Source organism: Echinicola shivajiensis (assembly GCF_018642165.1).
GTDB classification, from domain to species: domain Bacteria; phylum Bacteroidota; class Bacteroidia; order Cytophagales; family Cyclobacteriaceae; genus Echinicola; species Echinicola shivajiensis.
Map to the genome: position 1 here is coordinate 119,416 of NZ_JAHHZM010000007.1, position 13,976 is coordinate 133,391.

Genomic DNA, 13,976 nt, shown 5'->3' on the forward strand with positions numbered 1-13,976 from the left:
AATCCCCATGGTGGATAGGTTGGGTCATTTTTGAATTCTTCTATTGCGCACAAAGAACATTTAAAATTAATCCAACTCTCGCAAACCATGGAGACCTTACTGAAATTATTAGCCCTAAGCTTAGTTTAACTAAACTTCTTCAATCTGCTAAAATTTAGCTGAGAAGGGCTATCCATAACGTGCAGAAACCTATCATTTTTGAACATTAAGGCAAGTGATAGGTTTGTAAGGTATTGATTGTTAGTTTTTTAATTGTTTTCAGTCTTTTCTTTGATAAACTGGCTTGGAGAGGAACCGAAGTGTTTGGCAAAAGCCCGGGTGAAATTATTGGGGATGCTATAGCCGACTTTGTAGGCCGTTTCTGAAATATTGTATTGGCCACTCAACAAGAATTCAGCAGCTTGATTCATTCTAAAGGAGGTGACAAAATCTGATGCGGATTTATTGGTCAAGGCTTTGATTTTTCTGTAAAACTGGGAGCGGCTCATATTTAACTGCTCCGCCAGTGAGTCAATGTCCAAGTTTTCGCTTTCTAAATTGGATTCAATTAACTGGCGGGTTTTTTCAAGAAAAGCTACATCCGTAGCATTGACCGCAATTTTCTTCAAGTCCTTGGCAGAGCCATTGGAAAAAAGTTCCCTTAAGCGTTTCCGCTGCTCAAGAAGGTTGTGGACCTGGGCCCTTAAAACAGATGTGTCAAAAGGCTTGGTCACATACGCATCAGCGCCCGTTTCATAGCCCTCTGTTTTGGCTGCGGCGGATTGCCTAGCGGTCAACAGGATGATCGGAATATGGCTGGTGCGCTCATCAGTTTTTAATTTTTCACACATCTCCAACCCATTCATGTCCGGCATCATCACGTCACTGATGATCAAGTCAGGAATATGGTTTGTTGCACTTGCCAGCCCCTCTAAGCCATTGTTGGCAGTGATTACTTGATATTCCTGATCAAAGTTCATTTCCACGTAAGATCGAATGTCATCGTTATCATCAACCACTAAAATTACAGCTCGATCAGGATCAATATTTTGAGAAACCGGGTTCTTTTTCTCATCTCCCTTGCCCTCAAAAGCAAGAGGTTCAGTGTTGGTGATTACTGTTGGTGAAGTTTCTGATGACGTTGTGTTGTCTGGAAGGAAAACTGAAAAGCAAGATCCCTCTCCCAATTCACTGTCCACCATGATTTTGCCCCCGTGCAGCGCGATTAGCTCCTTGGTGAGACTTAAGCCAATTCCAGAGCCTTTGTACTGCTTTTTATTATTGCTGGCTTGATAGAAAATCCCAAATACTTTTTCCAATTCCTCTTTAGAGATGCCTTGTCCGGTATCTTTTACTTGGATAATTACTCCCTTCTTGGGCTGACTGGTTTCCTTTAGTTCCAGGGTGATTTTTCCTTGATTAGGGGTGAATTTGAAGGCATTGGATAGCAAGTTGTTCAGTACCATGGTCAGCTTGGCATGGTCAAAAGGCATAATCACTGGTGTTGAGTTGGTCGTTACTTTGAAAGAAATTTGTCGTTGTTTGGCCATTTCTTCAAAGGAGGCGGTCAGGCTACGCACAAAGGCAACTAAATCAGAATCCTCCAAGTCTAACTGCAAGTGCCCAGATTCGAGTTTTCTAAAATCCAACAACTGGTTGACCAGGGCCAATAATTGTTGGGCATTTCGGTGCATCAGTTGGTAGTACTGCTCAGCCACCTTTTGTTGGGGCTTTTCAGCAATTAGCCTTTCCAGCGGGTCAATAATCAGCGTCAGGGGTGTCCTGAATTCATGGGATACTTCTGTGAAGAAATGGAGTTTGGCTTGATGAATGGCTTCTCTTTTTCGAAGCTGAATTTTTGAATTCAAGTAACGATACACGAGCCAGGCCAAGGTGCAAAACAGCATGAAATATATTAGCATTGCCCACCAGCTTAGCCACCAGGGAGGAAGGATTTTGATTTTTAAGGTCGTAGCAGTTTCATTCCAGAGACCATCACTGTTGGCTCCGTGAACCTTAAAAGTGTAATCTCCTGCAGGAAGGTTAGCGTAGGAAGCCGTGGGTCGGGAAGCATCTGTGAAAATCCAATCCGCATCATACCCTTCTAGCATGTATTTGTATTTGTTGCTGCGAGGGTTGGCGTAATGCAAAGCTGTAAATTCTAGCATAAAAGTTTTGTCCCACCAAGTGAGTGTAATTTCTTCAGTAGCCAGCAAGGAGTTTTCAAGGATTATCCGGTCATTGACCTTATTGCCTATTTGTACAGCTTGGTGCATGACATCGAGCTGTGTCAAAACTACCTTTGGGAGATAGGGATTGGCTTTGATTTGACTGGGCTGAAAAGATGTCAATCCATTTGATCCACCAAAAAAAAGCATTCCGCTGGGAGTATGCTGAAAAGCTGCATTTTGTTTGAACTCATTGCCCTGAAGGCCATCTTGCATGTTGAAGCTTTGCATTGCGCCAGTCTTGGCATTTACTTTTGTCAGTCCTTTGGTGTGACTGACCCAGATAAACCCTTGCGCATCAGCTGACAAGGCTGTGGTAAAGTCGTCTGGGAGGCCGTTTTGCTTGGTGAAGTTTTGAAATCGATTATTTCTTGGATCCAGTTGGCTCAGGCCAGCATCTGTGGCAGCCCATATATTTCCCGCTTCGTCTTCTGCCAAGGAATAAATTCGATTACTGAGAATTCCATTTTCTTGGTCTATATTTTCAGTATAGTTGGTGATGGTAAACTCCTTTTTGCCTATAAAATTGGGAGGAGGGGAGAGCTTGCTCAGTCCACCTTCTTCTGTAGCTACCCAAAGGTTGTTTTTCTGATCCACCAACAGGTCCATAATTTGGTTTCCTGCTAATCCCGATGCCTTATTGATACAATGAAACTCATCTAAATTGCGGTCGTATAAGGCAAGTCCATTATAAGTACCTACCCAAATGGCGCCTTGTTGATCTTCTGCTATGGCAAATACACTGGGATGGCACATGTTTAAGCTACAGTTTTTAAACTCATCCTTGGCAGGGTCATAATATGCCAGTCCTTTTTTTGTCCCTATCCAAACTAAGCCTTGGCTGTCGCAGAATAAATTTCGAATCATTAAATCGTTGAGAAATTTACTGCCTATATACGTGTATTTGTTTTCTTTTTTCGAAGGATTAATAATGGTGATTCCATGGTTTTCCGAGCCGACCCAAATTCTGCCATGATGATCCATTGTCATGGCCCTGACAACATTGTCAACCAAGCTTTTTCCTGCTGGTCCTTTATGGTAATTCACAAAGGGTTTGGTGTTCAGGTCAGCATGACTGACACCGCCTGACTGTGTGCCTACCCAAAAATGCTGCTGGTCATCCAGATAGATGTATTTGGTAATGTCATCAGATAAGGAGGAAGGGTCGTTTTGATCGGATTGATAAAGAATTGAGTCGCCTGTTTCTCTATTAACCTGCAAAAGCCCATTGGAAGAGGTGGACCATTCATAGGAAGCGTTTGAAATTCTTTTTACATTATAACGGTACTGAACATTGATTTTATCGAGGATGTATGGTGGAGTGTTGTCCCTAGAGATTCTGTGAAAGTTTTCCTTTTCATAATTGTAGAGAAACAAATAGTCTCGGGGCTCTACTTCTATCCAAATATTGTTCAGTGAATCGGTTACAATTGCGCTGACCCTGTTGTCCGAAAGGGCTGTGGAATCATTTTCATTGGCTCGGAATACCTTGACATGATAGCCATCGTAGCGAACAGCCCCTCCCCAAGTCCCAAACCACATAAAACCATACTTGTCCTTGGTGATCGAATAGACTGAATTTTGGGGAAGTCCATCATTGACTGTCAGGTGCTTAAAATTCAATTTGGTGTCTTGGCCATACCCCATTTCTCCATGGAAAAGAAAGAGTGAAAAGAGTAGAAATGCAATTATCGAAATTCGGGACATGTTTGCCGAGTAATAAATGATGCCAATAACGAAAGTAAAATTTATTTCTTGATATACCATGGGGCACTTACATGCAATGATTATTGTTTTTTTTAGTTACAGTCATCTACAGTTATTTAATCCTTTAAATTTTCGTGTCCTCACATATCAACGATGTTTTTAAGCTCCTGTATTTAGAGCACCTCAAGCTTCTTCAGCCCTATACCTTAGTTTTTAACTTTTTGTGAAATTTAATTGCAGCCCAATTATCTCATAACAGTGCAGAACGGTTTTAGATAATTTTTGCCATAATTTGATCAGGCATTCAGTCTTTATCATGTTTAAAGAGCGCGGCTAATCGTGAAGGCTGTTCAACTTAAATAGAAGTATCAATGGTTATTGATTCTAACCAATAACTGTTGGTGTTTTTTTTATGCCACTATTCAACTCACACCCAAAACAATCTATTATGAAGAAAATTTATAAAAATTTTACGTGCTTAATGATCCTTGCTTTGTCGGCAATGTGTTTCATTTCCTGCTCTGAAGAGGAAATGGAGCCAGTTGAGCCAATCGCAGGCTTTTCAACGGTCACCAATGAGCTGACAGCTACCTTTACCAATTCTTCTGAAAATGTAAGGTCCTACTCCTGGAATTTTGGTGATGGCAATACTTCCACAGAGGAGAGTCCAAGTCATGATTACGAGGACGCTGGGATCTACACAGTTGTATTGACGGCTACGGGTGCGAATGGCAAAATAGTGGAAGCCGACGAGGATATTACCATTATTGAGAATCTTAAGGCAGACTATACTTTTGAGAAAGAATACCTGATGGTAACTTTTACCAATGCCTCCGAAAACGCAGTTTCTTATTCTTGGGATTTTGGTGATGGCAATACTTCCACGGAAAAGAGCCCAATCCATACTTATGAGGCTCCTGGAACATATACCGTCACTTTGTCTGCAACAGCCCAAGGGGGAACAATTGTAGAGATCAGCCAAGAGATAACAGTGGAAGGTCCTCCTATGGCAGATTATACTTTTGATGATGAGGGACTAACGGTTAATTTCACCAATATATCCGAAAATGTGGTAACTTATTCTTGGGATTTTGGTGATGGGAATACTTCCACAGAGGAAAACCCAAGTCATACCTATGCAGGAGAGGGAACTTATACGGTTGTTTTGACCGCCACCAGTGAAGATGGTCTTGTAGTAGAAACCAGTCAAGAGGTAACCGTGGAAATTCCAGTGGATACCTCTCTTTATACGATTGTGTTTGTAACAGATGATGCCTTGGACGATGATCAAATTGGGTGGATAGAGGAAAAGGGCTTTAAAGTGATCAGGTATTACAATAACGCGCTCAGCACTGCTCCTCAAGAGGATATTGATATGCTCAATGCTGCAGATTTGGTCATTATTGGCCGTAGTGGTAGTTCCGGAGACTTTGATGGCAATGATAAAATTGCCTGGAATGCCATCACTACTCCGCTGATACTGAATTCACAATGGGGAGCCAGGAATAACCGTTTAAACTGGTTTGATAATGCGGGCAACCCTGCTGCTTATAATCCAGAGGGAGGTGAGGTAGTTCGTGCGCTGATACATGAACCTGACGATTTGGCTTTTGATGAGGGGACTATTGGCGAAGATAATTTACTTCCATGGCTGGATAGCCCTGTGAATCTGCTTTATACCAATACGGCTACCAATGGACAAGTATTGGCGGCCAGTGCAGCAGGTGATGGAGGTAGTACAGAAGGCGGAGCCATGTTGTTTGTTCGATTTGAAACGGGAACAGAGTTCTATGCAGGCGCAGGTGAATCTGCCTCCGGGCCAAGGACTTACTTCGGTTTTGGGGCCGATGAGGGAGGGGTCTCTTATTATTGGCAGCTAACTGATGAGGCGAAAGCAGTTTACTTTGAGGAAATTATCAGATTGGTCTTATTGTAAAAAATAGCTCTCCAAGTAAAACCAAAAAAATCCGTGCCTTTATTGCTTGTTTATCAAGTAATAAAAGCACGGATTTTATTTTAAAATAATGTCATTACCCGCATTGATGCCAATTGCCTTGAGTCCTTTGAGCAAGTGGTTAGAAGTCAGAGGACCGAAGCGGTTGACAATTAAATCCAAGCGATCATTTGGCCCCCTTTATTCCTTACTGTTAAAATAGAGGATTTACATAAAAAGTAATAATGAGGGCAATTACTTTAAAGTAGCTCAAGCCTTAGAGAAATTTATGAGATAAAGCACTGGAAGTTGTTATTTGCATGCAAAATAAATATACTTTTTTAGGATAGTTTCGTAGACCGGAGCACTGTAACCCCTATTTTTTCATTTTAATACCGCTAATCCCTTGCTGGCTTTTCCTTTCATTCTAGGCGTTATCCATGTAGCTATTGTTCTCCTGAAGGAGAAAGGTTGTGACGATCATTGCGATGGGGAATGGGCAAATTAGGGTGTAAGGGGGCCTTACGATGAGGATAGCAAACAGTGAAAGCATCAAGCACATTTTGGGCATTGTCAAACTTGTAGGCTGTGCTAGAGAGGGATTGAAGGATTTTTTCTGCCAATATGAGGTGTAATATAAAGTCAAACAAGAAGTTTGATAACGATATTCTTGGTGGCCTTTATTTTTTTTCTGATCAAAATCAACTGTCCTGAAATGCAAAATTAATATTAGGCAAGGTTGAAATGTGGTGGTTTTCATCTGTAGGTCTAAAGTCCTAACTAATCGATTTAGTAAAGGAATGTGCTGTATTTTTGATTTATAGTAAGTGGTGTTTACTAAGTCCTAGTAGTAAATGTCGCTTTAATAGTGATGAAATCTTTGCAGGTTTATAATTGTATAATACACACTATACCAGTATAAACCATAACACTTGTTGAGTTCTACTTTTTTAAATTTCGTGTATATCCCAAAATGTAAAAGTTTTATGATGCGACGATTGGCGTTCCTATTCAAGAGGTTGATCCGTAGCAATAAGGGCTAATTACTAGGGAGAAATCGATTAACAAAACCTCAATAATCTATGAACAATTTTACAAAACTGCTTTTGGCGTGTTTTTGTTTGTCAGGTGTTTTCTTGGTGGGTTGCCAGGAGGAGTTTGATGAGTATTATGCCAGACCAGAGGGCTTAGAAGGCCCGATCTATCAAGTTTTGTCTGATTCCATCCGGTTTCGGGGGAACTTTGACCATTATTTGGCATTGGTAGAAAAGGCAGGCTATAAGCAGACGCTGAGCACAGCAGGTTACTGGACTGCTTTTGCTCCCAATGATGATGCTTTTGAGCTTTACTTCCAACAAAACAATATCAACGGTGTTGATGACATCAGTGAAGAAAAGGCCCGTGAGATCGTGTCCTACTCATTGGTTTATAATGCTTATAACTTAAAAGATCTTGCTTATTATCAAACAGGACCTCAGCGGGATACCCTTTCCGCGTCTTTTCGTAGAAAGACAGCCTATTATAAAGGTGTTTTCAAAGAATTGGTTGAAGGGGTAGAATTTGATGTTGTAGCTGCCAACAGGAACGGTATAGGAACCTACAACCTGGACGACAACAACAACAAATACATGCCCTACTTTTTGCAGCATTACCTAGATCGCTTGGATTTGACTGCCAATGACATTGAAGGGTTTTATGATCGACCATTTTCAGGTGCCCAGGTTGCTGAGGCAAATATTATCCAGAGCAATGTGATTGCAGAAAATGGCTATGTGCACGTGGTGGACCGCGTAATAGAACCGATGCAAAATATCGCAGATTACCTTTCTGACAATCCCAAGTACAGCTTGTTCAAATCCATTGTGGAAATGGAGTTTAGAAACAGGCAAAACAATACAGCCATTAGTTATGATGCCGCTTCGTATCCAGAATTGACAGAACGCTTTTCTCCAGTATATGACCTTGGAGGCCCTGTTCATGTCAAGTCATATACTGGGGCTTACGCTTTTGCACCCAATAATGAAAACTTTCTCAGCGGAGGAAATGATGCCCAGTCAGATAGCTGGACACTTTTTGCTCCTGAGAATGAGCCACTGCAGCAATTTTTGGATGAGGTGCTGCTAGAGTATTATGGGGAGTTATCCAGCGTGCCAGATCAAATTTTGTTTGATTTTGTAAACATGCACATGTGGCAGTCTACCATGTGGCCAAGTCGATTTACCTTGTTTACCAACCTTTTGAATGAAGAGGTAAGGTTTGATCCAGATACGGATATTACTGACCAAAAGGTGCTCAGCAATGGCTTGTTTTATGGTACTAACAAAGTACAAGAAGGTAATTTCTTCTTTACCGTGTATAGTCGTCCCTATTTGGACCCTCAATACAGTATCATGAGGACGCTTTTGGAAAGTTACCGATTTACCATTTCCGACCCAGGGCAAAATTTTGCATTAATGATGATGTCTAACCAGCAATTAAATGACGCTGGATTTGAGTACGATCCAGGTGCAAGGAACCAGTGGACTTACAATGGAGAGCCTAACCAAGCCTATGAAAGATTAATCAGGATGATTGAGCTCAGCATTATTAAATTGAGCCATCCTGATGAGCTTGATGATATCTCTGGTGCTGGAATATTGGAAACTTACGGTGGTGAATACATCAAGTATGAAAATGGGATGTTTGTCGCTTCAGGGAATATAGACAGTGATGAACCTGTAGGGATAAATACTGGTGTAACTTATAAAGCTAATAATGGAGCGGACTTTTATACTGATGGTTTGCTGAATTATACAGAAAAGGTGCTTTCAGAGAAAATTTTGGAAACTCCCCAGTTCTCCAAATTTGCGGAATACCTGTCCAACTCCAGTATTTATGATCCTAATTCTTTACAGATCGAAGGAGTTTCTCCAGGACAGTTTTTTACGGTATTGGTTCCTTCCAATGAGGCCATGGATGCTGCGATCGCTGATGGTGTAATACCTGCTGACCCATATACCAACGATTCAGAAGAATTGTACACCATAGCCTCTTTCCTAAAATACCATTTTGTACCTAGGGATATCATTGTACCTGACGGTAAAAAGATTGTAAGTGAAGATGGCGAAGATTTTTCAACCCTCTTTGCCACCGTGGAAGGTGAAATCAAGAAAGTTATCATCGACAACAGTGCCAATGGTTTTCAGCCTCCATACACCATGACGGTGACAGATGAAAAAGGAAATGTAGCCAATGTAAACATCCCTTACAGTAATGTCCTGGGAAGTTATGCAGTGCTACATGAAATAGATCGAGTATTAGAAACTAACTAACCCCAAAAACCAAAATATTTCTTATGCAAAATTTTACCAAGAAACTTTTGTGGTTTGTCATGGGGCTGACCTTGATATATACAGGGGCAAATGGCCAGCAACAGCAGGCGCAAACCCTGGAAATTGTCAAAGGACAGGTCATTGACAAAGAAGATCGGACATCGATCATTGGTGCCACTGTTGTAGAAGTGGATAGTGATGAAAGGACCTTGAGAGGAGTGGCTACTGATGTAAACGGTGAATTTTCCCTTAGAGTATCCAGCAAGCAAAATAGGATCAGAGTATCATTTATTGGATATAAAACCATTACCGTTCCTATCGATGGTCGCTCTGAGATCAACGTACAACTGGAGTTTGATGTCAGTGAGCTGGATGTAGCTGAAGTAACAGCAGAGAAGATGATTGATCAGGGAATGATGAAAATAGATGAACGTGACCTGACTTCTTCCTCTACCCGGGTAGATGCTGAACTATTGAAAGAAATGTCTGCCCTATCCATCGACCAAGCACTGCAAGGTAGAATGGCCGGAGTGGATATTGTGTCCAATTCTGGAGATCCAGGGGCGGGGATGTCTATTCGTATTAGAGGTACTACATCCATCAATGGCTCTTCAGAACCTTTGATTGTGGTAGATGGTATCCCTTTCCAGACGGAAACCTCCAACTTTGACTTTGCCAACGCCAATGAGCAGCAGTATGCACAGCTATTGAATGTGGCTCCTTCGGACATTGAATCCATTACGGTGTTGAGAGATGCGGCCGCCACCGCGCTGTGGGGCTCCAGAGGTTCTAATGGTGTTTTGGTGATCACCACCAAAAGAGGTTCTAAAGGTAAGCCAACAGTAACCTATAGCTTTAGAGGTGCTGTGACCAAACAACCTGATCAGATCCCTATGCTGAATGGTGATCAATATTCCACCTTGATTGCAGAAGGATACATGAACAGCTTTGGTGTACCCTTGAATATCAATGCCAATAAGGAATTCTCTTACGATCCATATGACCCTTACTATTTTTATAATTACAGCAATAATACAGACTGGATCGATCAGATCACCCAGCTGGGCCATATGACTGATCATAATATTGCCCTATCTGGTGGTGGAGAGAAGACCCGATACAGGGTGTCTGTCAATAAAAACGGTTCTGTGGGTACGACTAAAGGAACGGGCTTTGACCGTTTTTCTACTCGGATCAGTTTAGATTACTTGGTATCCAAAAAGATCAGAGTGATGACCGATTTGGCCTATACCAATTCAACTACGGATAGAAATTGGGTGAATTCCAGAGATGGTCAAGACCGCGTACGTGGTGTGGCCTATGAAAAGATGCCCAATATGTCGGTTTATGAATACGATGTGTATGGCAATCTGACTCCCAACTATTTTTCTCCAGAGTCCAATATTCAAGGCTCATTCTCCGGGACTTATAATCCTTTGGCCATGGTAGAGCAAGCATCCAATACTGCTGAAAGTAATAGGATCATCCCTAAATTTACTTTGCAATATCATATCAGGCCTGACCTGATGTTCCAGTCGGATGTAGCCTTTGATATTAACAATACTAAGTCAAATACCTTCTTGCCCCAGATAGCTACAGGTTTGCCTTTGAACAACCAAAATGTGAATGCCGCCTCTAATTCTGATTATGAGAACTTGATCACCCAGACCTTCAGTAAGCTGTATTATACACCTGATTTGGGAGAAGACCATAGTCTGATGGGCTTATTGATGTTTACAACCTATGAGGTTAGGAGTGATGGATATTATGTAGGGACGACTAATGCGCCATCATCATTCTTGCAGGATCCTTCCTCGGTAACCAGAACAGATAATATTTTCCTGTCCTCTTCCACTAGCCAGTCTAGGGCCATTGGGATGTTGGCAAATGTACAGTATGGCTTTTTAGATCGCTATATTATCAATGGCTCTTTACGAAGAGATGGTAGTTCTAAGTTTGGTTCAAACAACAGATGGGGAACTTTCCCTAGTATTTCCGGTAGATGGAGAATCTCCGGTGAGCCATTTATGCAGAACCAAAGCTTGATCAATGAATTGAGCTTAAGGGCCAGTTATGGTGAGAGTGGCAATACTCCCCGGTCCAATTATCTGCATTTTAGTACCTTCTCTAATTTGAATTGGAATTACTTGGGGGAAACCGGTGTGGTTCCGGATAACTTGGAGTTGACCAATTATAAATGGGAAAGTGTGGGACAGACCAACTTTGGTTTGAATCTGGAAATGTTCCAAAGTAGGTTCATAGTAGGATTGGATGTTTACCGTAAGCGTACGAAGGACTTATTTTTTAATAACCTTAGGATTCCAAGTTCTTCCGGTTTTTCTTCCATTGATATGAATATCGGTACCATGGACAATAGGGGCTGGGAGCTTTCAGTTTTTACCACTCCATATAAGAAAGGTGACTTGAAAATTGACTTTGACTTCAACGTCGCCAGAAACGAAAACATCATACAGGAAATCTCTGATTTATACCAGACCGATAACCTGGAGGCGATGCAGTCAAATGGGAATTACTTCGTTACGATTCAGGAAGGGAATCCACTAGGTTCTTTTTATGGCTTCAAATACAAAGGTGTTTATAAAGACGGTGAATCGACTATCGCCAGAGATGCCAATGGTAATGTGATTACAGGACCGAATGGTGATGTGGTACAGATGATGTTCAACTATCCTAACATCGCTTATGAATTCCAACCCGGTGATGCCATGTATGAGGATATCAACCATGATGGAAATATTGATTATAGGGATATTGTTTGGTTGGGGGATGCCAATCCAAAATTGACTGGTGGATTTGGTCCAAGGATCACTTACAAAAACCTACAGATTTCAGGGTACTTCAACTTCCGCTATGGTGCAGATATAGTGAACCGCACCAAAATGTTAACAGAAAACATGTATGGCTATGACAACCAGAATACGGCTGTACTGAACCGTTGGAGAAGACCTGGTGATGAGACAGATATGCCAAGGGCATTGATCAGAACGGGTTATAACTGGCTAGGATCAGACCGGTATGTGGAAGATGGTTCATTTATGAGATTTAGAACTCTTACGGTTCGATATGGTATGCCGAAAGAATTTTTGGACAAGATCAAATTGAAGGATTTGAGTTTTTATGTGACAGCAGAAAACATCTTTACCTGGACCAACTATACAGGTCAGGATCCAGAGGTAGGTTTGATGAGTTCCAATGCAAATAGACTCTTTCAAATTGGTTATGATGAGGCAAGGACACCACCTTCCAAAACCTTTACCCTAGGTATTAACGCGCGGTTCTAATTTGATGATTAAAAAGAAGATAACCATGTTTAAAAAATATATATCCTATACATTACTGGTTTTGATGGCCATTGCAGGGACAGCATGTGACAGCTGGCTGGACCTTCGCCCGGTGAATGGAGTGGTCAAGCAGGACTTTTGGCAGACCAAGGAGCAAGTACGCTCCGCACTGATAGGTGCCTATGCCTCTTTAAATGGTAATTATCGAGGCTATCAGTTGACAGAAAGAATGTTCCTTTGGGGAGAACTCAGAGGTTATATGTTGGCTTTAAATACGGGAGCCAACTATAATGATACCCAAATTATATTTGGAAATATCCAAGCGACCAATCCCTTGGCGGATTGGAGCGGCTTCTATGGAACCATCAACCTTTGTAACAATGTCATTGAAAATGGACCTCTGGCATTGGATACTGATGAAACCTTCCGAGTGGAAGACTTGAATAATTATGTGGCAGAAGCCAGAGGCTTAAGGGCACTAATGTATTTCTATTTGGTAAGGACATTTGGTGAAGTGCCATTAGTGACGGATGCCATCGATAGTGATGAAGATGAATTGACCGTGCCAAAAGCCAACCAGGAAGAAGTGCTTGCACAGATTTTGGAGGATTTGGAATTGGCTGAAGCTGATATTTACGAATCACATGAAAACACTTCTGCCTCCAAAGGTAGGATGACCAAATATGCCATCAATGCCCTTCAGGCGGATGTGCATTTGTGGATGGAAAACTACGAAGAAGCTGTGGTGGCAGCAGATAAAGTGCTGGCAGGTCCTTACAGTTTGGTAGAGCAAGAGAATTGGTTAAGGTCTATTTTTTCCGAAGGAAATTCAACTGAGAGCATTTTCGAAATCCAATATGAAGCGCCTCAGAACAATGCCTTCTTTAATATGTTCAGCACGGTACAAGGTAGAAGGTTTTTGGCTTATCCATCCGTGTTGGAAGATAATTTTGGTTTTGACATCAACTTTCCAGAAGATATTGATTTAAGAAGTATTGATGCTACACTAAAATCCAGCGGGGAAATATGGAAGTACATCGGTTTGGGAGAGTCCCAACGTCGTGAAGCAACTGATTCCTATGCCAACTGGATTGTTTATCGTCTTGCAGATGTAATGCTAATGAAAGCTGAAGGCCTTTCCCAAATAGGCAGGGGAGAAGAAGCCTTGGAAATCATCGCTGAAATAAGAGAACGTGGTGGTGCGGTTGAGGCCACAGAAGAAAGTCCCTCCGCTTCCAGTGCAAATGATATCGTTCGCTATGTTTTGGCAGAGCGTGCAAGAGAATTGGCTTTTGAAGGAAAGCGCTGGTTTGATCTCCTTAGGGTATCCAAAATGGACAATTATTCCAATCTGGATTTAATGTTGAACGCGGCCATTACCAATGCCCCGGAGACTAATTTGAACTCAATTTTGAACCAATTAAGGGATACGCGCAGTCATTATCTTCCAGTATTTTTCTTGGAATTGGATGCCAATCCTGAGCTGGTTCAGAATCCTTACTATATCAAATAAACC

Annotated in this window: 5 protein-coding genes; 4 read left to right on the forward strand and 1 reads right to left on the reverse strand. The window is 41.7% G+C overall.

Annotated features, from left to right (window positions below; genetic code table 11):
- Window positions 1-248: 248 nt before the first annotated feature.
- A complete protein-coding gene (locus tag KMW37_RS13185) occupies window positions 249-3,914 on the reverse strand; it encodes a two-component regulator propeller domain-containing protein (RefSeq protein WP_215225103.1) in 3,666 nt (1,221 codons plus the stop codon).
- Window positions 3,915-4,362: 448 nt separating this feature from the next.
- Between KMW37_RS13185 and KMW37_RS22610 the strand changes: the two genes are divergently transcribed.
- The 4 genes from KMW37_RS22610 (at window position 4,363) to KMW37_RS13215 (ending at window position 13,973) form a co-directional block, all read left to right on the forward strand.
- Window positions 4,363-5,850, forward strand: coding sequence for a PKD domain-containing protein (locus tag KMW37_RS22610; RefSeq protein WP_317195576.1), 1,488 nt, complete (start codon window positions 4,363-4,365; stop codon window positions 5,848-5,850).
- Between the two features lie 1,079 nt (window positions 5,851-6,929).
- Window positions 6,930-9,158 carry a fasciclin domain-containing protein gene (locus tag KMW37_RS13205; protein WP_215225104.1) on the forward strand — a complete coding sequence of 743 codons (2,229 nt, stop codon included), beginning with the start codon at window positions 6,930-6,932 and terminating at the stop codon, window positions 9,156-9,158.
- Window positions 9,159-9,181: 23 nt separating this feature from the next.
- Window positions 9,182-12,460, forward strand: coding sequence for a SusC/RagA family TonB-linked outer membrane protein (locus tag KMW37_RS13210; protein ID WP_215225105.1), 3,279 nt, complete (start codon window positions 9,182-9,184; stop codon window positions 12,458-12,460).
- Between the two features lie 25 nt (window positions 12,461-12,485).
- Window positions 12,486-13,973 carry a RagB/SusD family nutrient uptake outer membrane protein gene (locus KMW37_RS13215; protein ID WP_215225106.1) on the forward strand — a complete coding sequence of 496 codons (1,488 nt, stop codon included), beginning with the start codon at window positions 12,486-12,488 and terminating at the stop codon, window positions 13,971-13,973.
- Window positions 13,974-13,976 lie beyond the last annotated feature (3 nt).

Excerpts from the sequence above, each read along its gene's own strand:
- KMW37_RS13185 (WP_215225103.1), bottom strand. The coding sequence starts at position 3,914 with ATGTCCCGAATTTCGATAATTGCATTTCTACTCTTTTCACTCTTTCTT.
- KMW37_RS22610 (WP_317195576.1), top strand. The coding sequence starts at position 4,363 with ATGAAGAAAATTTATAAAAATTTTACGTGCTTAATGATCCTTGCTTTG.
- KMW37_RS13205 (WP_215225104.1), top strand. The coding sequence starts at position 6,930 with ATGAACAATTTTACAAAACTGCTTTTGGCGTGTTTTTGTTTGTCAGGT.
- KMW37_RS13215 (WP_215225106.1), top strand. The coding sequence starts at position 12,486 with ATGTTTAAAAAATATATATCCTATACATTACTGGTTTTGATGGCCATT.
- KMW37_RS13210 (WP_215225105.1), top strand. The coding sequence starts at position 9,182 with ATGCAAAATTTTACCAAGAAACTTTTGTGGTTTGTCATGGGGCTGACC.